The following is a 24892-nucleotide window of genomic DNA, read 5'->3' as shown; positions in this document are numbered from 1 at the left end:
GCCGGCGCTAAACTGCCGGCCTTTTTTGCAGCCTTTTTGTAGCTTTATTTCGGCCCCCGCACCGAGCTTTATGAAAACTTCGCGCCATCACACGCTGCAGGACCAGACCTACGAAACGCTACGGCAATGGCTGACGATCGGGCGCTTCGTGCCGGGCGAGCGCATCAAGATCCGTCACGTCGCCGCCGAACTCGGTGTGGGCGAGATGCCGGTGCGCTCCGCCTTGCAGCGCCTTGCCGCCGAATCGGCGCTGGTGAACGTGCCCAATTGCGGCGTGACGGTGCCACGTCTGTCGAAAGAACAATTCGACGATGTGCTGCGTGTGCGCCTGATTCTCGAGGGCCAGGCGGCCGAACTGGGCGTGCCGCATCTCAGCGCGCACGATCTGGACACGCTGGAAAAACTGAATGAGCAGATGGCGCGGGCCCTGCCGACTGCCGACGCCAAGGGCTATCTCGATGCCAACGAGGCGTTCCATCTGATTCTGTACCGCGCGGCCGGCTCGCCGCTTCTGCTCGAGTTGATCGAAACGGTGTGGCTGCAGGTCGGGCCGATTTCGAACCTGTTGTTTGGCGAGGCGCAGTTTGCCGGCACCCTCAACGATGCGCACGACGAATTGCTGAACGCCGCAAAAGCGCGCGACGCGGCCGGTGTGCGACGCGCGATCGAGCACGATCTCAGCCATGCGGCGAGTTGTTTGCGGGCGCTGTGTTTGTAGGGGCCGGCCCCAGGTCTCGTACTCGCATCACACTTTCAACGTCGCCTGTTCAAGAATCATGTCGTAAAGCGCCTGCGCCGCCGGCGACAACTGGGCAGTCTTGCGCGCCACGAGGACCAGCGTGCGCGAGACCACCGGATGCGTAAGCTCGACGGTGCGAACCGTCGGATACGCGCCCTTCTGGATGGCGAGCGCCGGCACGACAGCCGCGCCCACCCCCTGAGCGACCAGGCCGACAGCAGTCGAACTGCGTTGCACTTCATAAAAGGAGCGCAGCGCCAGTTCGCTCTTTTCCAGCGCGACATCGAGCAATGCGCGATTGCCGCTGACCTCGCCGGCAAAGATCAGCGGATACGGTTGCAGTTGCGGCCAGGCGATGCGCCGCCGTTTCGCCAGCGGATGATCTTCATGGCAAATCAGCACGTAGCGGTCTTCCGTCAACGGCACGCTGGCGAGATCCGGATGATGCTCGCCGGCGATATTGATGCCGAACTCCACCTCCCGGCGCAGCACCGCCTCCTCCACCGCGGACGACGCGTGATCGAGAATCTTGATGCGGTTATGCGGATAACGCGCCGCATACGCCTGCAGAATGCGCGGCAGATACTGCACGCCCACCGTCGGCACGCAGGCGATCGACACGTCGCCGCGACGGGCCACTCCCGTCTCACGAATCTCCACCAGCGCATCGGCAAGCTCGCCCAACAAACGGCGCGCCTGCGGCAGAAAACTGCGCCCTATCTCCGTCAGCGCCATGGAACGGGTGGTCCGCTCGATCAGCGTGACGCCGAGAAACGTTTCGAGCTTACGCAAGCGTTGCGTGATGGCCGTTTGCGTGACGTGCAGTGAAGCGGCGGCGCCTTGAAAGCTGCAGCGATCCGCAATCGCGACGAACGCCTGTACGCCGAGCGTGTCGATTTTCATTAGAAAAATGAAGGAATTGGGAAGATAAATTCATTTTACTCCGCCTTCGCTGCCGCACAGAATGAGCGGATTGGATCGGTTCGATACCGCACACTGTGAGCGGATGTCAGCGGAAACGGTCCAGCGATCGAGACAAAGGAGCGAGAAATGACTTCAACGACGAATTGGGCTGCGAAGCAGTACGTGTTGTTCGAAAACGAACGCACGCGTCCGGTCAAGGACCTGCTGGCGGCGGTTCCGGCAACGGATGTGCGAGTGGCGGTAGACATCGGCTGCGGCCCCGGCAACTCCACCGAGGCGCTGGCGGCCCGCCTGCCCGGCGCGGCGGTCAGCGGTCTGGACAGTTCCGCCGACATGATCGCGGCGGCCGCCAAGCGCCTGCCGCAATTCCAGTTCGAGGTGAGCGACATTGCGACGTGGGATGCGCCGGGCCCTTACGACCTGATCCTCGCCAATGCCGTGCTGCAGTGGGTGCCGAATCACGAGCAGTTGTTTCCATCGCTGGTGAAGAAACTTGCGCCGGGCGGCAGTCTTGCCGTGCAAATGCCGGACAACCTCGACGAACCCGCGCATCGTCTGCTGCGCGAAATCGCGGCGGACGGCCCCTGGGCCAACAAACTCAGGGGGCTGGAGCGCACCATGCGCTACGGCGCCGACTGGTACTACTCGCTGCTCAAGCCGCAGTGCGCGCGGGTCGACGTGTGGCGCACCGTCTACTATCACCCGCTCGCGGGCGGCGCGGACGCGGTAGTCGAATGGTTCAAGGGTAGCGCGCTGAGACCGTTCCTGGCCGAACTCGACGACAGTGAGGAAAGTGTCTTCCTGGAACGCTACCGGGATGCGGTTACGCGGGCTTGTCCGGCCCTGGCCGACGGCACCGTGCTGTTGCCGTTCCCGCGGCTGTTTATCGTCGCCACGCGCTAACGGAGCCGCGCCGGCTGCCGGTTGCCCGTTGGTGCCGAGTGGCATTTGTGGCGCCGGACCCGCCAGGGTCAGTCAGGCATTGCCGCTCGTGAATTCTGCGTGATATTGTGTAACGTAAGCGGAGGGCGGCCTGCCGTCCCCACCGGAACGCAAATTTCAGCAGCGAGCGTCGCCATGAGTGATGTACGCCATCATCTGAGTCCACGGGACCGTTTGGAGCTGTTGTGCTGGCTCACATGCGGCTGCCTTGGCGCCTATTACCTGAATGAGGACTGGCCTGACGCGGCGTTTCACGTGCAGGCCGCCCATAAGTGGCTCGATTATCGGTCCCGGGAAGCCGACTGGTTGAGTATCGCCAGACTGTCGGCAACCGCACTGGAGATTGCGCGGCGGCACGCGAAATTTGTCGAGGCCGATTGGGCGCGGGATGCCGTCGAGGAGATTCTCGATACGGACGAGCTTGATCCTCAAGCGCGACTGGTGAAACAGGTGCTGGCGGATTGCCAGAACGCGCTTGCGGACAAACGCCTGGCAGATTAAAAATTGTGCCGCACGCCGATGATCACGGAGAGTTGTTTATCGGTATCCGAATTGACGATATTCGGAATCTGCGCCAGATTCTCCGTCTGCCCCGTCGACGGATTGATCCCCAGCCCGGCGCCGGAAGATTTCTGCCCGATCGCCACCGCATAGACCGCCGTCCGCTTTGACAGGCTGTACACCGCACCCAGGTTGATCTGATGCACACGCGTCGAAGCACTGCTGCTCGGTTTGGCATCGTTGAAGATATACGCCAGACCGAGTTGCAAATCCGGCGCGAGCATATAGGTCGTATTCAACTCGGCAATATCGAATGAAATATCGGCCCCCGCAGGCCTCGCCGCACTCGCGAAATACTGGCTCTGCGACAGGCGTGTATGCGTATAACTCACGGCCACGCTCGCCTTGCCGAACGCATACGAGCCCCCTGCTCCGAAGATCCTCACCTTGCTCGCCTGCTGCAGCAGACAATACGACGCGTCGGCATTCGCGCAACTGAAATCGCCGATATACCCGGCAGTACCGCCTAAGGCCGCCTGCAACGGCTGGTTCAACTCAAGATACCCCGCGCTCAACGACAACGGGCCTTGTGCGTAATTCGCCGCCAGCGCCCAGCCCTTGTTCTGCGAAAAATTCCCCGCCACGCCACCCAGGCTGAACAACCCGCCAACAGTCAAACCCCCGAAGCTCGGGCTGATGTACTTGATCGAGTTGTTGAAGTTGAATGCTTCGTTGAGGTTGTCGACGTCGCCGAAATGCGAGCCGTACAGCGTCGCCCAGTTATTGCTCGATGCATACGCACCCATGTAGTCGGAGAACGGATCGTATTGACGGCCGAATGTCAGCGCGCCATACGTGCCGTTGTTCAAACCGACCCATGCGTTGCGGTTGAACAGCGTGTTCGATTGCAACATCGCGCCGCTGCCGATCAGAAAGCTGTTCTCCAGCGTGAAGTTCACCGTGGTGCCGCCACCGATATCCTCAGTGCCCGTCAAACCCCAACGCGACGGCACCAGGTTGCCGCCCGCCAGTTGGTAATTCGCGTGGCCGTTGGTGCTGCCGTCGGCGAGCGTTGTCTGCTGGTTGGTCGTGTAGACGACGCCGGCGTCGACCGTGCCATAGAGCGTCACTGAAGATTGCGCATGAGCGCCCATCGCGAGGCCGCACGCGGCCAGCGCAAGCGCCGAGCGCTTGACGAATTTGTCTGCCATATTTTTTTGCCGGAAGTTGAGTGGTGAAATCAGCAAGAACAAACAGGAACAGTTAGAACGAACCGGACGAACGACAGCGCTCCGCTGCCGTTCGAGAATGAACGGCAGCAGTCGATCGTTAGAACGTGGCGAGATAGCGCGCGCTGAGTGCCTTGCGCGCTGTTCGATTACTGCCCGAAGCGCGCGTAGATATCCGGCCGCTTCTTACGCAAGATGAGACCGATCACGACACCGAAGAGCGCCACCGCGAATACGATCCAGGGGAAAGACTTGACGATCGGGCTATCGGAGCCGCTGAGCGCATCGAGATTGCGCACCAGAATGACGCCGATATACAGCAGGCCGATGCCGCCCACCAGCGGCGCGACAAACGAGTGCCATACGCGCGTGTCCTTGCGCGTCTTGCGGAAGAACGCGATGACGGAAAAACTCGTCACTGCTTGCAGCATCACGATGCCGATCGTGCCGAGCGCCGAACTCCAGCTGAATACGATGTTGAACGCATCGCTGCCTGCCGCGATGAAGAGCCCGAGCAGGACGCACACGGAGAGTGTCTGCAGATAGCTCGCCATATACGGCGAACGGTATTTTTCGTGCACCCGATTGAGCGCTTGCGGCAGGATGCCCTCCAGGCTCAGCGCGTGGATATAACGCACCAGCGTGTTATGAAACGACAACAGACTCGCGAAGATACTGCTGAGCAACAGGAAGCTCATCACAGTCGTCACCGCACCGCCCAGGTACTTGCCGGATTGAATGAACCAGAAGTCGCCCGGCTGCTTCGTCGCGACCGCGACCACGTCGTTCAGTCCGTAGGCGCAAACAATCGTCCACGTGACGAAAGCGAAGAACACGAGAATCAGCATCACCGATACATACGTCGCGCGAGGCACGGTCACCTTCGGGTCCCGGCATTCCTTGCCGTAAATCGCCGTCGCTTCGAAACCGATAAACGACGCGAAGGCGAACATCACCGCAATGCCGAGGTGGCCGCTGAACACATGCTCCGGTGCGAGCGGCGCGAGCGTGAGTCCGTTCGGGCCACCGCCATGCACGACGATCGCAATCGCGAGCAGCAGCAGAATGCCCAGTTCGAGACACATCAGCACGCCGAGCAGCCGGCTATTCAGATCGATACCCCGGATGCCGGTGAATTGCACCACCGCCACGCAGATCAGCGAATAGCCGTACCAGGGCATCGCGGTATGCAGGAGTGGAGAAAGAATCACCGTGCAAAAAAATCCAAACAGCCCATATAGCGCGATCTGGATGAAGGTGTACGACATCAGCGCGACGAGTGCGCCGGCCACACCCAGAGGCCGCCCGAGTCCGGCGGTGATGTACGCGTAAAACGCGCCGGCGCGCACCACGTGCCGGCTCATCGACGCAAAGCCCACGCTGAAAATCAGCAGCACGATGCCGGCAATCACGAACGCGCCTGGAATGCCCGCGCCATTGCCCAAGCTGATCGCGGGCGGCACCGCACCAAGCATGCCAGTAAGCGGCGCGGCCGCGGAAATCACGAGGAACACGATCTGCCACAAGCCCAGCGTATTGCCCTTCAGTTCCACGGGGTTCTCCGCGTCGACCAGACGGGTCGGAGAGTAGGGTTCATTCATCGCTGCCTCTATTTTGTTGGCTAGTCTGGAACTCGCCTAAACCCGGGAAATGCTGGTGAAGGCGCTCGGTTGACCGACGTTCGATGTTTCGGTGTGAGCGCATGGTAGGTAGCTAAAAAATAAAGCGACTTCGCGAACTGCGCCAAATTTTCGATAATTCGCGCCAATGTTCGCGAGCGTGTCAGGCACTGCGGTTCGCAGCAAATACTTAGGAAACGGAAGTTTTTCTTTTCGTGTGACGATTGCTCCTTCGCGTGCTTTCAGAATGAAAGCATCTGAGACATCACGACCTTTTATTGTTTTTCCAGTTGCGCGTGGCGCGCCACAGTACGGTTGCGTCGGCATAACCGACGGCGCGAGCGATCGCCGCATTGGTGAGCCCGTCACGTTCAAGCAGTCCTTCCACACTACGCTGCCGCTCTTCGCGCAAGATCTGCCGCACGGAAGTCCCTGCTTCAGCCAGGTGCCGTTGCAACGAGCGATGCGAGAGACCGAGATCTTTCGCGATGTCGGCGACGATCAGTTTTTCGTGCGCAAGCCGCCGCGTCACCAGATCGCGCACTTGTTCGACGATGCTGTGGGGCACCGCATCGCGCGCAATCAGATCGGTGGCGTGGCGCTCCATCATGCGCGCCATTTGCGTATCGGCGCTCTTGAGCGACGCATCGAGATCCAGCGGACGCAGAATCACACCATTGAAAGGCTGCTGAAAGCGCACCGGTGCGCGGAAATTGCGCGCATACGGTTTGAGATCGGCGGGCGCGGCATGTTCGAAATGCACTTCGACTGGATTCCACGCTGCGCCGCGCACCATCCGGATCATATGGCACATCGTCGACAGGCTGTATTCCGCGTCCTGCCGGCGTGGCCAGATCTGCGGATTGGCGATCTGATAGGTCCAGACCGGCCATTCGCCATCGCGCAGCACCTCGCAGGTTGTGGCGTTCTGCCACGACGCGAGTGCGAGCGTGAACTTGCGCATCGCCGCGTTCAAGGTCGGCGACGATAGAAACACGAGCCCCGCCGGCCCGAGCTCCGTCACTTGCGATTCGCTGCCGAGACGCAAGCCGAGCGACGGTTCGCCGAGTACTTCAGCCGCGCGCTCGAATGCCGCCACATAACGTGTGAGCGGCAGCATTTCGTACGGGTTCGACAGGAGCTTGCGGCTCATGCCGAACGTTTCGAGCAGCGCGTCGCAATTGGCGCCTGATGCATCGAGTGCGCGCACAACCGGTCCCATCACCGCGCCGCGGATCATGGGGAAACTGCCGTTGAGCGTGACTTTTTTCATGCTGAGCGTCTCCTCTCAAGTCTTCGCTGATTGACTGCCGTGTCATTGCACTTGGCGCACTTTATCGTTCATTTGGCGCGATAAGCAAGCGCGAAAATAATATTGGGTTCCTACGATTTGCCATCGACTCAGCGTTCGCCGCGCTTCATCCAGCCTCGCACGCAGTCCGGTCCAGCACACTCCTTACGGGAATCTTATGAACACGAATGCCACGAAAGCCGCCCACGCCCCCGTTCATCCGCTCGATCCGCTGAGTCCGGACGAAATGCAGCTTGCCTGCGATCTCGTGAAGGCTGCCGAAAAACTCGACACGCACGTACGCTTTCCGATGGTCGAATTGCGTGAGCCGCCGAAGGCCGAAGTGATTGCATTCAAGACTGGCCAATATTTTTCGCGTGCTGCATTCGTCCTGGCAATCGATCGTACGAATGGGACGACCATCGAATACAACGTGGACCTGAGAGAGAAAAGAGTCGCCTCGCGCAACGTGCTGCCATTCGATCAGGCGCCTTACGGCCAGCCGCCAATCATGATCGAAGACTTCATGAACGCCGAGCAGATCGTCAAGAACGACGACGCATGGCGCGTTGCGGTAATGAAGCGCGGTCTCACCGAGAAGGATCTGGAGCGCGTCCAGGTCGATCCGTTTTCCGCCGGCTGCTTCGACCGTGAGAACGAGAATGGCCGGCGCCTTGTGCGTTGCGTGAGTTACTACCGCGAGACCGTGACCGATAACGGCTACGCGCATCCGATCGAGGGCGTGGTGGCGGTGGTCGATCTGCTCGAAAAGAAAGTGATCGAACTGGTGGACGACGGCCGCATCATTCCGATTCCGCGCGCGAAGCACAACTACGACACGCCGAGCCTCGGCGAGCCGCGCAGCACGCTCAAACCGCTGTCGATCAGCCAACCCGAGGGCCCGAGCTTCAAGATCGACGGCTGGCATGTGAGCTGGCAGAACTGGAACTTCCGGGTCGGCTTCACGCCGCGCGAAGGGCTGGTGCTGCATCAACTGTCATGGGACGACGGCAAGAACACGCGGCCGATCATCTACCGTGCGAGCGTGACGGAGATGTGCGTGCCCTACTCCGACCCGAGCACGAACCACTACTGGAAGAGCGCATTCGATGCCGGCGAATACGGCCTCGGCAAGCTGGCGAATCAACTTGAACTCGGTTGCGATTGCCTCGGCACGATCCGTTATTTCGACATTCCGGCCGCCGACGATTTCGGCAATGCGTTCCTGATGAAGAACGCCGTGTGCATGCACGAAGAGGATTACGGCACTCTGTGGAAGCACTATGAGTTTCGCACCGGCGTCTTCGAAATGCGCCGTTCCCGTCGCCTCGTGATCTCGTTCTTCGCGACCGTCGGCAACTACGACTACGGTTTCTACTGGTACCTGTATCAGGACGGCACGATTCAGCTCGAATGCAAGCTGACCGGCATCGTGCAAACCTCGGCCGTGGCCGATGGCGACACGTATCCGTGGGGCGGCATGATCACCGAGAACCTTGGCGGCCCGACCCATCAGCACTTCTTCAATGCACGGATGCACATGATGGTGGACGGCGAACGCAACACCGTGACCGAACACGAATTCGTCCCGCGTCCGATGGGCGAAACGAATCCGTACGGCAACGTCTTCGACACCACGAAGCGCGTGTTCAAGATCGAGAACGAAGCCGCGCGCACGGCGAACGGCGGCACCGGGCGTTACTGGAAGGTGACCAACCCGAACGTGAAGAACGCCGTCGGTGCGAATCCTGGTTACAAGCTGATCGTGAACGACTCCCCGCTGATGCTGGCCGACGAACGCTCGAAGGTCCGCCAACGCGGCGGCTTTGCCACGCGCCACGTGTGGGTCACACCGTTCGATCCGGCCGAGCGCTACGCGAGCGGCGACTATCCGAACCAGCACGCCGGCGGTGACGGCTTGCCGCGTTACATCGAGGCGAACCGCAACATCGAGAACGAAGACATCGTCTTGTGGCACAGCTTCGGTCACACGCACGTGTGCAAACCCGAGGACTTCCCCGTGATGCCGGTGGAATACGCAGGCTTCATGCTCAAGCCGAACAACTTCTTCTCTGCCAACCCCACGATGGACTTACCGTCCGAGCGTGACCAGAACAGCGTTGAAGACGGCAAGTCCGCGGATCATGGCTGCTGCAAGCGCTGATCCGACGACGCGCGGCGCGCGGGCAGCCGCCTGCGTGGCAAACGCGGCATACGTGCGTCCCGCCGTCGTCCGCGTGACCCGCACGGCATGCGTGCTTCTCGCGATTGCGGCGGGCGCGGCACGCATGCTGATTGCGCGCGTGGGTGGCGCGGCAAGCGGGCGAATTGCAAGCGTGGGTGGCGCGGCACGCGGGCTGATGGCGAGCGTGGTCAGCACGGCCTGTGTGTTGCTCGTGAGCGGCGCTGCTACGCTGGTGACGCAGGCCGACCTTGGTCAGCGAGCCAACTCGCTGTGGATGAGCGCGCTGGCGTTAGCAACGATGACGATCGTGCCGCTGTTGATGTCGCGCATATCCAGACAGCACACCACGCTTGCGACGGCTGTGACGCTGATCGCCACGATGAGTGCGATGGGCGTCGTGCCGGCGTATGTGGGCGGGTTGGAGCATCGCACCGCGATAGCTGCCTTGGCTATGGTGATAGGTGGCGTATTGCTGCTCTACGGGCGACACCTTGCTGGCACGACGGCCTCGCCACCTGAACACTCCGATAGAAACAAATACTCAAACCAAAACGCGAACCAGTCGACCAGAGCCATGCACGCGACCGACGCTACGGCGCTGCTTGCATTGCTTGCGGGTCTATCGAGCGGCAGTCTCGCGCGTTTCCAGTTGTATGCGATTTGCGGCATGAGTGGCGTGCAACCGATCTCGCAGATTGCGCTTTCGGTGAGTGCTGTTTGCGCACTGGCGCTCATCGCCGACCGATCCGGCAACAACAACCGAATGTTGGCTGTGCTGTACGTGCTACGAGCGGTGTTAATTGGAGCGCTCGCAGCTGTAGACAGCCCGACACTGGCACTGTTCGCGGCAAAGATGTTTGTGGTTCTCGACTGCCTGACGATTCCGGCGCTAGTGAAACTGCGCGGCAAATCGCGCAGCGCAATGCGCGCGGGCTGCCCCGGCGCGGTACACCATCTTGGGATGGTATCGGGAGCGACGTTATCGACGACCCCCTACTTTTTCGGCGACGGATTCATGATGCTGTATGCGCTGAGTTCGATGGCGAGCCTGATATGTGCCGTCTCGTTAGCAACTGGTTGGTTCGAAAAAAAGCCGTTCCGCAAGCACTCAAACCATCACCACCGCCAGGCAGGCCATTCCGACGAGCACGAAGTGCAAGGCGGGAAGTATGACTCCTTTGTCACTCATTGTTGAAGGTGCGAGGAGACGGATTCCAGATGCACCACTACCTCCTCCAAGCCAGGGGACCCACTTAAGAGTTAGCGGTTTGAGCCGCTTTCTCTTGCTTACTTCTCTTTGCGGCGGCAAAGAGAAGTAAGTGCCTGCCCCGCACAGGGGCGACGCTAATAAACCAATAAGAAATCAAGGAAAGGCCAACGCCCCAGGCAAGCAGCAACAGCAACAGCACCAAAGCAGAGCTCAAAAGCAATTGCCGAAGGACAGCAACTCCACCCCATCCTCGACGGAGACGAAGCAAAATGACCGAACAGAAAACCACAGCGAAGCTGCCAACCGCCATGTTCATCAACGGCGAAAAAACCCTCAGCGCTGCAGGCAAAACCTTCCCCATCTACAACCCGGCCACAGGCCAAGAATTAAGCCAAATCCCAGACGCATCGGAAACCGACATCGACCACGCGGTAAAAACCTCAAAAGCGGCCTTCGAATCCGACACCTGGCGCAGAATGCCGCCAGCCACGCGCGAACGCCTGCTACTAAAACTAGCCGACCTTGTAGAACAACACACCGACGAACTAGCCACCCTGGAAACCCTAAACCAGGGAAAACTAATAGTATTCTCAAAGATGCTGGAAGTCACGGGCAGCGTCCAATGGCTGCGCTACATGGCCGGCTGGGCCACCAAAATCGAGGGCACGACTTTCGACCTGTCGGTCCCCTTCCCACCAGGCACCCGCTACAACGCTTCAACAAAACGCGTCCCAGCGGGCGTCGTCGCCGCAATCGTCCCGTGGAATTTCCCGCTACTGGTGGCGGTCTGGAAAATCGCCCCGGCACTCGCATGCGGCTGCACCGTCGTGCTGAAGCCCGCGGAAGAAACACCGTTGACGGCGATCCGCCTGGCCGAACTGGCACACGAAGCCGGCTTCCCGCCGGGCGTATTCAACGTCGTCACTGGCCGCGGCGAGACCGCCGGTGCAGCGCTGGTCAAGCACCCATTGATAAATAAAGTCACCTTCACGGGATCGACCGAAGTGGGCCGCATCATCGGTCGCCAGTGTGCTGACGATCTGAAACGGGCATCGCTTGAGCTGGGTGGAAAAAGCCCGGTGATCGTGCTGGACGATTGCGACCCGAAGAAAGCGATTGAAGGCGCTGCAGGCGCGATTTTCTTCAACCACGGGCAGGTCTGTACCGCGGGTTCTCGCCTGTACGTTGCGCGATCGATTTACGACGAAGTGGTGCAAGGCATTGCGGCAGTAGCCGACGGCATTGCATTGGGTTCCGGTTTCGATGCCGCAACGCAGATGGGACCCATGGTTTCCGCACGACACCGCGACAAGGTCATGGGGATGATTGCGCAAGGCAGGCAGGAAGGTGGCGAGATCCTGTCGCGTGATGCGGCTGTTGATGCAGTTGGCTTCTTTGTCCGGCCGACGGTCATTGCCAATCGCGCATGCAAGCCGCTTTCCGTTGTCAGGGAGGAGGTGTTCGGACCGGTGCTTGTGGCGATGCCTTACGACGATATCGATGAGGTTTTGGCTCAGGCCAACGCGTCGGAATATGGTCTTGGCGCGAGTGTCTGGACGAATCAGCTCGATAAGGCCCTGAGGCTGGTTGATGGCATCGAGGCGGGAACCGTTTGGGTCAACACGCACAACATGGTCGATCCTGCCATGCCGTTCGGCGGGTTTAAGGCATCCGGGATCGGGCGTGAACATGGGAAGGCTATTGTCGATTCTTATACTGAAAGCAAGTCTGTTTGTATTGCTTATTGATGGGGGTTTTTTGCCTGCGGCGTTGGCCTTTCCTTGATCTGGCTTCTTGGCCTTTCCTTGATTTGTTATTGGTTTATTAGCGTCGCCCCTGTGCGGGGCGGGCACTTACTTCTCTTTGCCGCCGCAAAGAGAAGTAAGCAAGAGAAAGCGGCTCCAACCGCCAACTCTTAAGCGGGTCCCCTGGCTTGGAGGAGGTTGTGGTGCATCTGGAATCCGCGCCCTTGCACATTCGGCGTTAGTGACAAAGCGCTCATCAGCTCCCACTCCGCACTGCGTGCGTCGCGGATGGGTCTGCATGGGAAACCAGCGGTTTTGTTTGGGGGCGGTGGGCGCCATCGGCTTTGCCCCGGCGAAGCGCCGAATGAAGTGCGGGTGCGAAAACGTAGTGGTCGGTTTATGAAATGCTCTTCGGCGCGCGCAGCGCCGCCGGAAGTATGACGCCCTTGTCACTCACGTCGAATGTGCGAGAGCACAGATTCCAGATGCACCACTACCGCAACTGCGCGGGGGACCCGCTTAGCAGGCGGTTCGAGCCGCTTTCTTTGCTTACTTTCTTTGCGGCGGCAAAGAAAGTAAGTGCCTGCCCCGCACAGGGGCGAACGCTAATAATCCAATATCAATTCAAGGAAAGGCCAAAACCGTAAGTGAACAGAAAAAACCGCCACGAAGGCAAACAATTCAAGGCAACGCCAACGCCATAGGCGACGAAGTAAAATACCAAAAACCCGCGCATCCGCGCAAAGCCCCCCCGAGCCCAATCTTGAAACGCAAAATGCCCGCGCTAAACGCGCTAAAAGCCTTCGAAGTCGCTGGCCGCACGGGCAGCTTCACCCGCGCAGCGGAGCTACTGAACGTAACGCAAAGCGCGGTCAGCCGGCAAGTCCGGCAACTGGAAGCCCAACTCGGCGAGACGCTCCTCCAGCGTCACCACCACCACCTGGAACTCTCGGCCGCCGGCCGCATCCTCCTGCAAGCCCTGCAACAATCATTCGACCGAATCGAGCTCACAGTCCGCAGCCTGCAAGAGAAAACCCACCGCAACCGCCTGCGTATCAACGCGCCACCCACCTTCACGAGCCGCTGGCTGATGCCGCGTCTCGGACGTCTGCGTGACGCGCACCCGCATCTCGAACTCAGCCTGTCCACCCGCCTCGACGACAACCTCGCCGAATCAGGCGTGCTCGACTGCGCCATCCGCTTCGGCAACGGCGAGTGGGAAGGCTTCGACAATCGTCTGCTGATGAACGAACGGCATATCGCCGTCTGCGCGCCCGCGTTGCTCGCACGCCAGGCAGGCCGCGCGACCATCGACCTGAATCAGTTCACGCTGCTGCATGTACTCGCGAGCGCCGATCAGCGCTATCCGACCTGGCAGCATTGGTTAAAGGCCGCCGGCATTGAAAACGTCGACACCCGCGGCGGATATGAATTCGATTTGCTCGACCACGCGATCCGCGCAGCCATCGACGGCCTCGGCGTGACGATTGCCGATCGTCACATGATCGGGCGTGAACTTGCGGAAGGCCAACTCGTGCAGGTGCTGAACGTGCACGTCGACGGCCACCAGTCGTATTGGCTCGTTACCCGCGCGGAGCAGGACGAGTTGCCGCACGTCGCGCTGTTCCGCGACTGGTTGCAGCAGGAGATCTGGCTGACCGAGCGTGCACTCGATTCGTCGGAGTCGGCGCAGTTAGGCGCAGCGGGCTGAAGCGAGCAATTCGTGAACCGCTTTGCGGCGGCGTAACGCGCGCCGCTTTGCATAATGCAAATAAAAACCGCGCCGACGACAACGCATCGGCGCGGTTTTATATAGCGCAAAGCTGAGCCGCCAACCCTCAGGCAGCAGCAGCCAGCTCCGCCGCTTCGGGTTTAAAGGCGGCTTCGACGGCGGCGTCCATGAGAATCATCTCGGCGCCCTTCTCCGCCACCATCATCGTCGGCGCATTGATATTGCCGGAGGTGATGTTCGGAAAGATCGACGCGTCGACCACGCGCAAACCGGCAACGCCGTGCACCCGCAAACGCGCATCGACCACCGAGGTACGCGGGTCGTCGCCCATCGCGCACGAGCCGCACAGGTGATAGATCGAACCCGATTGCTCACGGAAATACTGCAGGAAGCCTTCACGCGTATTCACCTGCGGCCCCGGCGAGATTTCCTCGACCGTGATCTCTTTCAACGCCGGCGATGCCATCACCTTGCGCACCAGTTCGCATCCCTGGATCACTTCGTCGATGTCCTTCTCCGTGGTCAACGCATTGATGCGGATTTTCGCGGCGTCTTCCGCGCGGTTCGACGCGATCTCGATCGATCCGCGGCTCGTCGGCCGGCACGGGTTGAATGCCAGCAGGAAGCCCGAATACGGCTCAGGTTCGAGATTCGCCTTATTGCTCTTCGGAATCCGGTACGACAGCGGATTGAAGTACAACTGCAGATTCGGCTGCGCTTCCCGTTCGCTGCCCTTGAAGAACCCGCCCGACTGGTTCACGCTCATCGCGAGCGGCCCCTTGCGCGTCAGCAGATACTGCAAGCCGAGCTTGAGCTTGCCGAGCAACGGCCGCATCTCATCGTTCAGCGTCTTCACGTTCGCGCGATAGTAGAAACTCACGCACAGATGGTCCTGCAGATTCTGCCCCACTGCGGGCAGTTCCTTGACCATCGCAATGCGATGCTTCGCGAGCAATGCACTATCGCCTATGCCCGAGAGTTGCAGCAGCTTGGGCGAATCGACCGCCCCCGCAGACAGGATCACCTCACGGTTCGCCATGAACTGCCGCGTAGCGCCGTTTTGCGTCACGCTCACGCCGATTGCCCGCTGGTTGCCGTCGAATAGCACGCGGCTTGCCAGCACGTCACGCTCGACCGTCAGGTTCTTGCGCGTCAGCACCGGATGCAGGTACTCGAAGCTGCTCGACGAACGCTGCCCGTTGCGCGTATTCACGTCGTAGATGCCCGCGCCTTCGAATCGTGCACCGTTGAAGTCGTCGCTGCGCTTGTAGCCGGCCTGGTCACAGCCTTTCAGGAACACGTGGCAGATCGGATGGACCGCGTCCTTCATCGGCGAGATACGGATCGGGCCGTCCGCGCCGTGATACTCGGTGTTGCCGAGCGGATGCGATTCGAGCTTGCGGAAATACGGCAGCACGTCGCGAAACGCCCAACCCTGGTTGCCCGCCGCCGCCCAGTCGTCAAAATCATGCGGCTGGCCGCGCACATAGATCATCGCGTTGATCGAGCCGGAGCCGCCCTGCACTTTACCGCGTGGGCAATAGATCGGCCGGTTGTCGAGTTCTTTTTCGGGCTCGCTGTAGTACATCCAGTTATAGGTTTCGTTGTAGTACGTCTTGGTGAAACCCACCGGGATCTTGAACCAGAACGAACTATCCTTGCCGCCCGCTTCGAGCAGCAGCACCGAATATTGGCCCGACGCCGAAAGGCGATTGGCGAGAATGCAGCCCGCCGAACCCGCGCCGACGATGATGTAATCGTAGTTCATGCTCTATGTCGCCAGACGGCGCCCAATCCATTGAATGCGAGAAACAGGTTGAAACTCGCAGGTTAAAACCCGCAGGTCGAACCCGGCAGGTTCAATCCTGGTTCAACCCTTAGCCGGCGCGAGATCTTTCACGTCAGCCGGTTGTGCCGCCATTTGCAGATGCAGACGCTCGCCGGTGTACGGCGTGTGCTCCCTGACCACGTCCATGTTCAGTTCGACGCCCAGGCCCGGTTCCTGCGAAGGAATGATGTAGCCGTCTTCCCACTGAATCGGCTTCTTCAACACCGCCGCATGGAAGCCGTCCCACGTCCCGATGCTTTCCTGAATCAGGAAGTTCGGCGTGCAGGCTGCGAGCTGGATGCTGGCCGCCGCGCCCACCGGCCCGTTGTACAGATGCGGTGCGATCTGCGCGTAATACACCTCAGCGATCGCCGCGACTTTCTTCGCCTCGAGCAGGCCGCCCACACGCGCAACGTTCAACTGCAGGATCGACGCCGCGCCCGCTTCGAGCAGCTTGAAGAATTCATACTTGGTGGTCAGGCGCTCGCCCGCGGCAATCGGAATACTCGTGTGCTGCGCGACTTGCGCCATCGCGCCTTCCTGGCCGGGCGGCACCGGTTCTTCGAACCACAGCGGATCGTATTTCTCGAGGCGCTTGGCAAGCCGGATTGCCGACGACGGCACCATCTGCCCATGCGTACCGAACAGCAGATCCGCCTTGCTGCCGACCGCTTCACGCACACGCCGGCAGAAAGTCTCGCAACGGTCGAGTACTTCCATCGACAGTTGATGGCCCGAGTAAGCCGTATACGGCCCCGCCGGATCGAACTTCACCGCGGTGAAACCACGCTTCACGTTTTCAACGGCGCATTCGGCGGCGAGATCGGGATCGTCGTAGTCGTATTCGCCACGGCTGTTCTTCGGATACAGGTACGTGTACGAGCGCAAACGCGGGTTCACCATGCCGCCGAGCAGCTCGTACACGGGCTTGTTCGCCGCCTTGCCGATGATGTCCCAGCACGCCATTTCCAGGCCGCTGACCACGCCCATCATCGTCAGATCGGGGCGTTGCGTGAAACCGCTCGAATACGCTTCGCGCCAGAGCCGCTCGATATGGTGCGGATCTTTATCGAGCAGGTAGCGGCCGAATACATCGTCGATGATGTGAGTCATCGCCTTCGGATGGAACGTCGCCGAATAGATTTCGCCGACGCCTTCAATACCGCAGTCGGTCTTGAGCTTGACGAAGATCCAGTACATGCCGCCCACGTGCGGCGGCGGTACGGCGACGATATGCGTTTCGAGCGAGACGACTTTCATTTACGCAACCCCTTTCCTATTAAGCATGTTTCTCAGCGCCAAGCCGGCAAAGCCGCCGAGCGCCGCCATTCCGGCCACGTAGCCGAAGTAAAGCTGGTAACCGAAGACGCCCGGGAAGTTCTGCGTCAGATAGCCGTTGATCAACGGCAGGAACACGTCGGGCGAATAGCCGAGTACGGAGATCAGGCCGATGGCGAGGCCCATCGTTTCGACCGGGATATTGCAGCGATCCAGCAGCGACCAGTACAGCCCGCGAATCGCGTAAGTCAGAATGCCGATGAAGAGCACGAGGAACACCAGCAGCACGTGACTCGAGATACGCGGCGCCGCCATCAGACCGAGCAGCGACAGTGCCGCGAGGAAGAGCGCGATCACCAGCACCGAGACCTTCGAATAACGGTCGCCGAGAAAGCCGCCGCCGATGCCGCCGATCGGCCGCATCCACAGCTTGAGCGTCGTAATCGTGCCGGCCATCACCACCGTCAAACCGATCTCGCCTTCATGCAGATACGCGGAGAAACTGTAGGTGGCCCAAAACACCTGATAGCCGCAGAACACAATTGCTGCGACCAGCCACAACTCGGGAATCGACGCGAGCGTTTTCAGATCGACCAGCACGTTGCTGCGTTTCTTCGTGGCGCGGTTGGCGGCGGCATGTGCAGCGCCTTGCGGGTCTTTGACGAGCGCGAGCACCACGCCGAGCGCGATGCACAGAAACGCGTACATGTAGACGACCAGCTTGAAGCCAGTCGCCACCGGCTCGCCCTTGGTCTGCGTGAACCACGCGAACAGCGTGATCGCGATGGTCGCGAGCATGGCTTCGATCAAGCCGCGTCCGCCGTCGAGCAAACCGAAGAAGCGGCCCTGCTCGTGCGTGCCGGCGATCATCGCCACGCGCTTGATGACGGCGGCCCAGAAGGTCAATCCGGTCGTCAATCCCCAGCCGCCGAAGATCAGCATCAGCACCTGGAACGACGGCGCAGTCGAATACCACAGGCCCAGCACGCCGGTCGCGATCAACGAAAAGCAGATCAACAGGCGCGGTGCGATCCGGTCGGCGAGCCAGCCGCTCGGCAGGTAGCTCAGCAGAAAAATCGTGCCGAGCGACGAATACAGATAGCCGAGCTGACTATCGGTGATGTGGAACACTTCGAGCATCGTCGGCTGATAGACCTGCCGAAGATACAGAATCGGGTAAATCGCGCCGGCCGCCACCACCAGCAACATGAGCTGGATATAGCGTTGAGCCTTGCTGTTTTGCAGTGCGGCTTCGTCGCTTAACGCGAGCGAGGCAGTGGTTTGAACGGGTTGAGATGACACGTGATCGCTCCTTAGAGACACAGCGCCGGTCCACCGGTCTGCCGGATCTCCAATTTGTTGTTATAAGTGCAGCGGGTTTGCTGCGTTTCTGTGGGTTTTAAGGCGACGCGTGCCGTCTACTCCGAATCGCGCGGCACGCGCCGGTTTCAGCCTCAGTACTTCATGACCACGAGACGGGTCTGCGTGAATTCGAGCATGCCGTGCTTGCCGTCGTCGCCGCCGAGACCCGAACGTTTCCAGCCGGCGTGGAAACCTTGATACGGATCGGCCGGCGTACGGTTCACATACAACTCGCCTGCCTCGATGCCGTTGGCGATCTTCATCGCGCTGCGGTAGTTCTCGGTATAGAGCACCGACGACAAACCAAACTGGTGGTCATTGGCCATCTCCAGCGCTTCGTCGAGCGTGCGGTATTTGACGACCGGCATGATCGGACCAAAGGTTTCTTCCTGGATGATTTCCATGTCCTGCCGGCAGTTCGACAGCAACGTGGCCGGATAAAAGAAGCCCTTGCCTTGCGGCAGTCTGCCGCCGGTCTCGAGCGTGGCGCCCGCGGCAATCGCGCGCTCCACCATCCCGTGAATCGACTGGCGCGACGCGTCGTTGACGAGCGGCCCCATCAGCGACGGCTGTTCGCTGCGGTCGCCGCTTTCCACCGCGCTCATGTGTTTCTTCAGCAGCGCGACAAAACGGTCATGCACGCTTTCCTGCACGTAGACGCGTTCGATCGCTGTGCAAAGCTGCCCACAGTGCGTCGTTTTGGATGCGACCAGATCGCGCGCGGCCTTCTCGAGATCGGCATCCGCCTCGATGATGGCGGGCGTCTTACCGCCCAGTTCGAGCGACGGCTTGGCGATGTTCGCCTTGCAGTATTCGAGCACTTTGCGGCCGGCGCCGACGCTGCCGGTCAGCGTGATCACGCCGACCTTGGGATGCGTGCAGAGCGCCTCGGCGGTTGCATGATTCATCGCGAGAATGTTCACGACACCGGCCGGCAGCCCTGCTTTCTCAACCGCCTTGGCGATCTCGAACGCGGAGGTCGGCGTGTTGTTGCTCGGGCGCACCACCACGGTGTTGCCGGCGATCAGCGCGGGCGCCACCTTGCGCATGAAGGTATAGACCGGGTAGTTGAACGGGATCAGGCACGCGACGACGCCGATCGGCTCGCGATGCAACAAGTTTTCGTCGGGTGTGTCGCTCGGAATCACCTCGCCTTCGATGCGGCGCGCCCATTCGGCGTGGTAGCGGGTGATCTGGCCGGCATAGACCGCTTCATTGGTGGCGTCGGCGACGCTCTTGCCCGACTCCAGCGCGAGCGCCGCGCCGATGGCAGGCGCGCATTCGGTGAGCGCGTCGGCGAGCTTGTGCAGATAGACCGCGCGCTCGGCCGAAGGCAGCTTGCGCCAGCCCTTCTGCGCGGCTGCTGCGGCGTCGACCGCGGCGATGGCCTCGGCCCGGGTGGCGCCGGTGACGTGGGCAATCACGGCTTCGGTGGCTGGGTTGGTGACGGCGATGAGCTCGTCGCTTGCCGCGTCGATAAAGCAGCCGTTAGCAAAATTCCGATCGAGTCGCATGTCGTCTCCTGAAAAACCTGGTGCGGTGGCGCATTGCCTTCAGCTATCGCGTTCATGCCAAAGGTGCATGGACGGAATTTTTCTCTGCGACACGGCGAGCCACAAGCGAATAATTTGCGGGACAAACATTCGAAAAAATCACGTTTATCCAGGGATGTGCCTCATACGCGATTCCCATCTCGAATAGCAGAATCCGGGCTTTGCCAATAAGCGGCGGCCTTCGAGGCCGGTCGAACCCTGTTTCGAACCACTGGGCCGCTCATTACCAACGTCTGGAGCTCACAATGAAAAAGAATGTCATCGCCGCCGCCTTCGCCGCACTCGCCTCGCTGGCGGCCCCGTCCGCCTTCGCACAAAGCAGCGTGACCCTGTACGGCGTGCTGGATGAAGGTATCGACTACACGAACAACGCCGGGCGCGGCGCGGTCTGGGAAATGGCGAGCGGCTATGCCCAAGGCAGCCGCTGGGGCATGAAGGGTTCGGAAGATCTGGGCGGCGGCATGAAGGCGGTGTTCCAGCTGGAAAACGGCTTCGACGTGAGCTCTGGGCGGCTTAACCAGGGCGGCCGCATGTTCGGCCGCCAGGCTTATGTAGGTTTGAGCGACGGCCGGTTCGGCACGGTCACGCTCGGGCGCCAGTACGACTCGGTGGTCGACTACCTCGCGCAGACCACGGCCAACGGCAACTGGGCCGGCTACCTGTTTGCGCACCCGTACGACAACGACAATACCGACAACTCGTTCCGTCTCGGCAACAGCGTGAAGTACGCGAGCCCGGAGATCGCGGGCTTCCAGTTCGGCGGCGTGTACAGCTTCAGCAACGACACGAACTTCGCGAACAACCGCGCCTATAGCTTTGGCGGCCAGTATGCGAACGGCGGGCTGTTGATTGCGGCCGCGTACCTGCAGGCGAACAATCCGGGCGCAGGTTCCACCGGCGCGATCACCGCGAACGACGCGAGCTTCATCGCCGGGCGCATGCGGGTGTTCGGCGGCGGCATCAATTACACGTTCGGTGCGGCGACCGCCGGTTTTGCCTACACCAACTCGAACTATAAGGATCCGACCGGCAACGGCTATATCGGCATCCCGCTGGCGGCGTCCGGCGTCAGGTTGAACACGCTGAAGTACCAGAACTTCGAAGTGAACGGCAAATACCAGTTCACGCCGGCCTTCTTTATCGGCGCGCAGTATGTGTACACGATGGAGAACTACGATGCGTCGACGGGCAGCGTGAAGCCGAAGATTCACTCAGTCGGGTTGATGGCGGATTACAATCTGTCGAAGCGCACGGATGTGTATGTGCAGGGCGAATACCCGAAGGTCGCGGGCGACTCGACCAACTCGATTCTCGACAACGCGTTCATTCCGGGCGTGCAGGCGCCGTCGTCGACGGGGAATCAGGTCGCCGTGCGCGTCGCGTTGCGCCACAAGTTCTGAGGGTTCAATCCCCCTCCACCGCCGCATTCAACCGCAGCAGCGCCTGATCCCACTGCTGCGAGATCGCTTCGAGCGCGCGCCGCGCTTCGTCGAGGTGCACCGGTTCGAACGCCCATAAGCGTTCACGCCCCACCTTGACGTCGCGCACAAGGCCCGCATTGGCGAGCACCTGCAAATGCTGCGTGACGGACTGCCGCGTGATCTCCGTGCCGGCAGTGAGCTGCGCGATCGACATCGCACTGCCCGCGCACAACACGGCGATCAGACGCAGGCGCGTTTCGTCGCCGAGCGCCGCAAAAATGTGCGCGGAACTTCGCAGCAAGGCCGTTTTCCGACGCGCATGACCGGCAGCCGGTCTGGTGTTGGGCAGCTTAACCCTTGGCGACATGCTTTTCGATGTTGACCATCTGCTGTTCCCACCCGCCGCTATTCATGCGGAACGCTTCCTCGCGGCGCGCGGCGGGAATCTGATCAAAACCCGATTCGACCACACGCAGCAACGTGCCTGAATCGACCTCGCTCAGCTCGAATACGACCAGGGTAGTGGGCTCGGGAGAGTAATCGACCGACACATCCACCGCAGCCGGATGCCAGCGAAACGACAAATGATGTTCCGGCTCGATGCGCTCGACCAGCGCGTCCATGATGAGATACTCATAACCCGGATAGGTGATGTTGCCTTGAATGGACCGGCCGACCACAAACTGCTTGCCGCTGAAATTCACGCCGAACCAATTGCCGAATTCTTCGGCGTTGGACACCGCGCGCCACACTCGCGAGCGCGGCGCCTTCAGCAAAATCTGTTTTTCGATGCGATCGGTCGATGCGTCTTTTGATGTGTCGGATGAGATGTTCATATGCAGCATCCTGACTGCATATTAGGCTCACCACCGACAACATGCAAGTATTCGACTGCGTATTTTTCAACTCGGGTCGGGGCAATGTCCTGCGCTTGAAAACGTTCGTTTATGAGCGGTCGTCGGGCAATGATTGCGGCAAGACAAGACCCAAGGCGCCCGGTCCTCTAAAACCGTTTTCGATATGCTATTCTCGCTTTCGCCCACTGGCAAAGCGCCTCGAGCATGCCGTTGGCCCCGCGCCCCAGTCTGCAGACGGCTCTGGAAGTATTGCATGCGGGCGGCACCTTGGTCGTCTGGAAGTGTGTCAATTCAACGCTGTATCGATGGGTGCCCGCGCCCACGCGGCCTTGAATTTCAGAGCCCGGATTCAGAGCCCAGATACGCCTTTTCCATGAGGACCCTTCATGCGCTTTCCACTACGACGAGCTTTCGCATCCGTCATTTTGCTCATCTCCGCGCAGACCGTCTTTGCTCAAACCCCGAAAACCGTACTCCTTGAGGATCTGACCTGGACCGAACTGCGCGACCAGATTCAGGGGGGCAAGACCACCATCATCATCCCCATCGGCGGAACCGAGCAAAGCGGCCCCGACGTCGCACTCGGCAAGCACAATGCACGAGTCAAGGTGCTGTCGCAGCGCATCGCCGAGGGCCTCGGCAACGCGATCGTCGCGCCGGTCATCGCCTACGTGCCGGAGGGCGGCTACGCTCCGCCGACCTCGCACATGCGCTTTCCCGGCACGATCACCGTGCCGGACGACGTGTTCGAAAAGACGCTGGAATCCGCCGCGAACAGCTTCAAGGTTCACGGCTTCACCAACGTTGTTTTTCTCGGTGACCACGGCGGCTATCAGAACGACGTCAGGCGCGCCGTAGCCCAACTCAATAAGAACTGGGCCGGCTCGGGCGCCCGGGCATTCGTGCCGCCGGAGTACTACGGCACCAGTTCGGACGGCTACGCGCAGATCCTGCGGCAGCACGGCGTCAGCGATGCCGAGATCGGCACTCATGCGGGACTCGCAGATACCTCGCTGCTGCTGGCGGTCGCACCGCAGATGGTGCGGCTCGAGCGCCTGCGAAGCGGTCCGAAACTGGGACCGGCCGACGGAGTCTATGGCGGCGACCCGCGGCACTCGAGCGTCGAACTCGGTCGACTGGGCATTGACGCGATCGTGTCGCGGACCATCGATGACATCAAGAAAGAGACTGCAAGCCGTTAAACCATTCAACAGCCTCCCGCTTCCGTCCCCGACTCCCCCATTCACTCGTTAACGGAATTCGCCATGCAATTGTGTTCTCCCCGCTTTTCGCGCGTTGCAACGGCAGTCGCCATCGCGCTGGCCGGTTTCTGCGCCGCCGGCGCTGCATCGGCTGCGTCGGCTGTCGCGACGGTGGCCGGCATGCCGCCCGTGGTGAACCCCGATAACCTGTACAGCGAAGCGGGCGCCGGCCATATGAGCCCCGCGGTCGCCAGCGCGTTGCCGCGCGTCTATGTGCCGAACCTGCGTTCGAACGACGTCTACGTGATCGATCCGGCCACGCTCAAGGTGGTCGACAGGTTTCACGTCGGCTTCAGTCCGCAGCACGTCGTCCCTGCATGGGATCTGCAGACGCTGTGGGTGGCCAACAACGCCGAAGGCCGCCCCGACGGCAGCCTGACCCCGATCGATCCGAAGACCGGCCATCCCGGCAAGGCGATCATGGTCGACGATCCCTACAACATGTACTTCACGCCGGACGGCAAAGAAGCGATCGTGGTGGCCGAAGCGCACGCGCGACTGGACTTTCGCGATGCGCACACGATGGCGCTGAAATCGAGTCTCGAAGCGCCGCAGTGCAAGGGCATCAATCACGCCGATTTCTCGATCGACGGCAAGTACGCGCTCTTCACCTGCGAATTCGGCGGCAAGCTGGCCAAGATCGATCTCGTCAACCGCAAGGTGGTGGGCTACATCGAACTCGACAAGAAAGGCATGCCACAGGACATCCGCATCTCGCCAGACGGCAAGGTGTTCTATGTCGCCGACATGATGGCCGACGGCGTCTACGTGGTGGACGGCGACAGCTTCACGAAGATCGGCTTCATCAAGACCGGCGTCGGTACACACGGCCTGTACCCGAGCCGCGACGGCACCCGGCTCTATGTATCCAATCGCGGCTCGAATCTCGTGCACGGGCCGAAACATGGCAAGGGCAGCTTGTCGGTGATCGACTTCGGAACGCGCAAGGTCGTCGCGAACTGGCCGATTCCGGGCGGCGGCAGTCCCGACATGGGTAATGTCAGCCCGGATGGCAAGATGCTGTGGCTGTCCGGTCGCTTCGATGACGTGGTCTACGCGATCGATACGACAACGGGCTCCATCAAATCCATTCCGGTTGGCGCGGAGCCGCACGGGCTCACCGTCTGGCCGCAGCCCGGGCGTTATTCGCTGGGGCACACCGGGAACATGCGTTGACCCGTGACGCGGGACGTCGTCCAGGCGCCGTCTCGCAA

At 60.8% G+C, this 24892-nt stretch carries 20 protein-coding genes; 10 read left to right on the top strand and 10 right to left on the bottom strand.

What is annotated here, in order from left to right; all coding sequences use genetic code 11:
* Positions 1–70 precede the first annotated feature (70 nt).
* Positions 71–718 (top strand): GntR family transcriptional regulator, encoded by a 648-nt coding sequence (locus GNZ13_RS12045; RefSeq protein ID WP_172164024.1) that lies wholly within the window; start codon positions 71–73, stop codon positions 716–718.
* 27 nt (positions 719–745) lie between these two features.
* Here the strand turns inward: GNZ13_RS12045 and GNZ13_RS12040 are convergent, their stop codons facing one another.
* A complete protein-coding gene (locus GNZ13_RS12040; protein ID WP_172164021.1) occupies positions 746–1642 on the bottom strand; it encodes a LysR family transcriptional regulator in 897 nt (298 codons plus the stop codon).
* 147 nt (positions 1643–1789) lie between these two features.
* Here GNZ13_RS12040 and tam point away from each other — a divergent pair, with 147 nt between their 5' ends.
* Together tam and GNZ13_RS12030 are read left to right on the top strand one after the other, a co-directional pair.
* Positions 1790–2566, top strand: a complete 777-nt coding sequence (gene tam, locus GNZ13_RS12035) for a trans-aconitate 2-methyltransferase (protein WP_172164018.1) — start codon at positions 1790–1792, stop codon at positions 2564–2566.
* Positions 2567–2740: 174 nt separating this feature from the next.
* Positions 2741–3106, top strand: coding sequence for a hypothetical protein (locus GNZ13_RS12030; protein WP_172164015.1), 366 nt, complete (start codon positions 2741–2743; stop codon positions 3104–3106).
* Here GNZ13_RS12030 and GNZ13_RS12025 read toward each other — a convergent pair.
* The 3 genes from GNZ13_RS12025 to GNZ13_RS12015 form a co-directional block, all read right to left on the bottom strand.
* Positions 3103–4317 (bottom strand): porin, encoded by a 1215-nt coding sequence (locus GNZ13_RS12025; RefSeq protein WP_172164012.1) that lies wholly within the window; start codon positions 4315–4317, stop codon positions 3103–3105. The two genes, GNZ13_RS12030 and GNZ13_RS12025, sit on opposite strands and share 4 nt — an antisense overlap.
* Before the next feature lie 167 nt (positions 4318–4484).
* On the bottom strand, positions 4485–5936 hold the full coding sequence (locus GNZ13_RS12020) for an APC family permease (protein WP_172164009.1): 1452 nt from the start codon (positions 5934–5936) through the stop codon (positions 4485–4487).
* A 283-nt stretch (positions 5937–6219) separates the two neighbouring features.
* On the bottom strand, positions 6220–7227 hold the full coding sequence (locus tag GNZ13_RS12015; RefSeq protein WP_172164006.1) for an AraC family transcriptional regulator: 1008 nt from the start codon (positions 7225–7227) through the stop codon (positions 6220–6222).
* Between the two features lie 196 nt (positions 7228–7423).
* On the opposite strand from GNZ13_RS12015, the gene GNZ13_RS12010 reads away from it, so the two are divergent.
* The 4 genes from GNZ13_RS12010 to GNZ13_RS11995 all read left to right on the top strand — a co-directional run bounded on the left by GNZ13_RS12010 (position 7424) and on the right by GNZ13_RS11995 (position 14096).
* On the top strand, positions 7424–9409 hold the full coding sequence (locus GNZ13_RS12010) for a primary-amine oxidase (RefSeq protein WP_172164003.1): 1986 nt from the start codon (positions 7424–7426) through the stop codon (positions 9407–9409).
* Positions 9390–10625 carry a hypothetical protein gene (locus tag GNZ13_RS12005; protein ID WP_172163987.1) on the top strand — a complete coding sequence of 412 codons (1236 nt, stop codon included), beginning with the start codon at positions 9390–9392 and terminating at the stop codon, positions 10623–10625. The genes GNZ13_RS12010 and GNZ13_RS12005 overlap by 20 nt, the downstream gene beginning before the upstream one ends.
* Positions 10626–10909: 284 nt before the next feature.
* On the top strand, positions 10910–12388 hold the full coding sequence (gene styD, locus GNZ13_RS12000) for a phenylacetaldehyde dehydrogenase StyD (protein WP_172163984.1): 1479 nt from the start codon (positions 10910–10912) through the stop codon (positions 12386–12388).
* A 772-nt stretch (positions 12389–13160) separates the two neighbouring features.
* Positions 13161–14096 carry a LysR substrate-binding domain-containing protein gene (locus GNZ13_RS11995; protein WP_172164081.1) on the top strand — a complete coding sequence of 312 codons (936 nt, stop codon included), beginning with the start codon at positions 13161–13163 and terminating at the stop codon, positions 14094–14096.
* A 127-nt stretch (positions 14097–14223) separates the two neighbouring features.
* On the opposite strand, the gene GNZ13_RS11990 is transcribed toward GNZ13_RS11995, so the two are convergent.
* The 4 genes from GNZ13_RS11990 to aldA all read right to left on the bottom strand — a co-directional run bounded on the left by GNZ13_RS11990 (position 14224) and on the right by aldA (position 20099).
* The gene (locus GNZ13_RS11990) at positions 14224–15885 is read right to left on the bottom strand and encodes a GMC family oxidoreductase (protein WP_172163981.1); all 1662 of its coding nucleotides are present in this window, start codon (positions 15883–15885) and stop codon (positions 14224–14226) included.
* Positions 15886–15987: 102 nt separating this feature from the next.
* The gene (locus GNZ13_RS11985) at positions 15988–17205 is read right to left on the bottom strand and encodes a mandelate racemase/muconate lactonizing enzyme family protein (RefSeq protein ID WP_172163978.1); all 1218 of its coding nucleotides are present in this window, start codon (positions 17203–17205) and stop codon (positions 15988–15990) included.
* Complete coding sequence (locus tag GNZ13_RS11980; RefSeq protein ID WP_172163975.1) at positions 17206–18525, bottom strand: MFS transporter; 1320 nt, start codon at positions 18523–18525, stop codon at positions 17206–17208. It abuts the gene before it with no gap.
* A 152-nt stretch (positions 18526–18677) separates the two neighbouring features.
* Positions 18678–20099 carry an aldehyde dehydrogenase gene (gene aldA / locus GNZ13_RS11975; RefSeq protein WP_172163972.1) on the bottom strand — a complete coding sequence of 474 codons (1422 nt, stop codon included), beginning with the start codon at positions 20097–20099 and terminating at the stop codon, positions 18678–18680.
* A 284-nt stretch (positions 20100–20383) separates the two neighbouring features.
* Here aldA and GNZ13_RS11970 point away from each other — a divergent pair, with 284 nt between their 5' ends.
* The gene (locus GNZ13_RS11970) at positions 20384–21538 is read left to right on the top strand and encodes a porin (protein WP_172163969.1); all 1155 of its coding nucleotides are present in this window, start codon (positions 20384–20386) and stop codon (positions 21536–21538) included.
* Between the two features lie 4 nt (positions 21539–21542).
* Here the strand turns inward: GNZ13_RS11970 and GNZ13_RS11965 are convergent, their stop codons facing one another.
* Complete coding sequence (locus tag GNZ13_RS11965; RefSeq protein ID WP_172163966.1) at positions 21543–21926, bottom strand: ArsR/SmtB family transcription factor; 384 nt, start codon at positions 21924–21926, stop codon at positions 21543–21545.
* Positions 21910–22395: an SRPBCC family protein gene (locus GNZ13_RS11960; protein ID WP_172163963.1), complete on the bottom strand. Its 486-nt coding sequence runs from the start codon at positions 22393–22395 to the stop codon at positions 21910–21912. Before GNZ13_RS11960 ends, GNZ13_RS11965 begins: the two co-directional genes overlap by 17 nt.
* Positions 22396–22802: 407 nt before the next feature.
* Here GNZ13_RS11960 and GNZ13_RS11955 point away from each other — a divergent pair, with 407 nt between their 5' ends.
* Both GNZ13_RS11955 and GNZ13_RS11950 read left to right on the top strand, forming a co-directional pair.
* Positions 22803–23618: a creatininase family protein gene (locus GNZ13_RS11955; protein ID WP_172163960.1), complete on the top strand. Its 816-nt coding sequence runs from the start codon at positions 22803–22805 to the stop codon at positions 23616–23618.
* A 63-nt stretch (positions 23619–23681) separates the two neighbouring features.
* The gene (locus GNZ13_RS11950; RefSeq protein ID WP_172163957.1) at positions 23682–24854 is read left to right on the top strand and encodes a YncE family protein; all 1173 of its coding nucleotides are present in this window, start codon (positions 23682–23684) and stop codon (positions 24852–24854) included.
* The last annotated feature ends 38 nt before the right edge of the window (positions 24855–24892 follow it).

It is taken from the genome of Paraburkholderia elongata (assembly GCF_013177735.1).
GTDB lineage: Bacteria > Pseudomonadota > Gammaproteobacteria > Burkholderiales > Burkholderiaceae > Paraburkholderia > Paraburkholderia elongata.
The sequence above is the reverse complement of the archived record's forward strand: the minus strand, read 5'-3'. Positions and strand labels throughout refer to the sequence as shown.

What these genes read in the sequence shown, in the direction of transcription:
- GNZ13_RS12045 (WP_172164024.1), top strand. Translation starts at nt 71, where the DNA reads ATGAAAACTTCGCGCCATCACACGCTGCAGGACCAGACCTACGAAACG.
- GNZ13_RS12040 (WP_172164021.1), bottom strand. Translation starts at nt 1,642, where the DNA reads ATGAAAATCGACACGCTCGGCGTACAGGCGTTCGTCGCGATTGCGGAT.
- tam (WP_172164018.1), top strand. Translation starts at nt 1,790, where the DNA reads ATGACTTCAACGACGAATTGGGCTGCGAAGCAGTACGTGTTGTTCGAA.
- GNZ13_RS12030 (WP_172164015.1), top strand. Translation starts at nt 2,741, where the DNA reads ATGAGTGATGTACGCCATCATCTGAGTCCACGGGACCGTTTGGAGCTG.
- GNZ13_RS12025 (WP_172164012.1), bottom strand. Translation starts at nt 4,317, where the DNA reads ATGGCAGACAAATTCGTCAAGCGCTCGGCGCTTGCGCTGGCCGCGTGC.
- GNZ13_RS12020 (WP_172164009.1), bottom strand. Translation starts at nt 5,936, where the DNA reads ATGAATGAACCCTACTCTCCGACCCGTCTGGTCGACGCGGAGAACCCC.
- GNZ13_RS12015 (WP_172164006.1), bottom strand. Translation starts at nt 7,227, where the DNA reads ATGAAAAAAGTCACGCTCAACGGCAGTTTCCCCATGATCCGCGGCGCG.
- GNZ13_RS12010 (WP_172164003.1), top strand. Translation starts at nt 7,424, where the DNA reads ATGAACACGAATGCCACGAAAGCCGCCCACGCCCCCGTTCATCCGCTC.
- GNZ13_RS12005 (WP_172163987.1), top strand. Translation starts at nt 9,390, where the DNA reads ATGGCTGCTGCAAGCGCTGATCCGACGACGCGCGGCGCGCGGGCAGCC.
- styD (WP_172163984.1), top strand. Translation starts at nt 10,910, where the DNA reads ATGACCGAACAGAAAACCACAGCGAAGCTGCCAACCGCCATGTTCATC.
- GNZ13_RS11995 (WP_172164081.1), top strand. Translation starts at nt 13,161, where the DNA reads ATGCCCGCGCTAAACGCGCTAAAAGCCTTCGAAGTCGCTGGCCGCACG.
- GNZ13_RS11990 (WP_172163981.1), bottom strand. Translation starts at nt 15,885, where the DNA reads ATGAACTACGATTACATCATCGTCGGCGCGGGTTCGGCGGGCTGCATT.
- GNZ13_RS11985 (WP_172163978.1), bottom strand. Translation starts at nt 17,205, where the DNA reads ATGAAAGTCGTCTCGCTCGAAACGCATATCGTCGCCGTACCGCCGCCG.
- aldA (WP_172163972.1), bottom strand. Translation starts at nt 20,099, where the DNA reads ATGCGACTCGATCGGAATTTTGCTAACGGCTGCTTTATCGACGCGGCA.
- GNZ13_RS11970 (WP_172163969.1), top strand. Translation starts at nt 20,384, where the DNA reads ATGAAAAAGAATGTCATCGCCGCCGCCTTCGCCGCACTCGCCTCGCTG.
- GNZ13_RS11965 (WP_172163966.1), bottom strand. Translation starts at nt 21,926, where the DNA reads ATGTCGCCAAGGGTTAAGCTGCCCAACACCAGACCGGCTGCCGGTCAT.
- GNZ13_RS11960 (WP_172163963.1), bottom strand. Translation starts at nt 22,395, where the DNA reads ATGAACATCTCATCCGACACATCAAAAGACGCATCGACCGATCGCATC.
- GNZ13_RS11955 (WP_172163960.1), top strand. Translation starts at nt 22,803, where the DNA reads ATGCGCTTTCCACTACGACGAGCTTTCGCATCCGTCATTTTGCTCATC.
- GNZ13_RS11950 (WP_172163957.1), top strand. Translation starts at nt 23,682, where the DNA reads ATGCAATTGTGTTCTCCCCGCTTTTCGCGCGTTGCAACGGCAGTCGCC.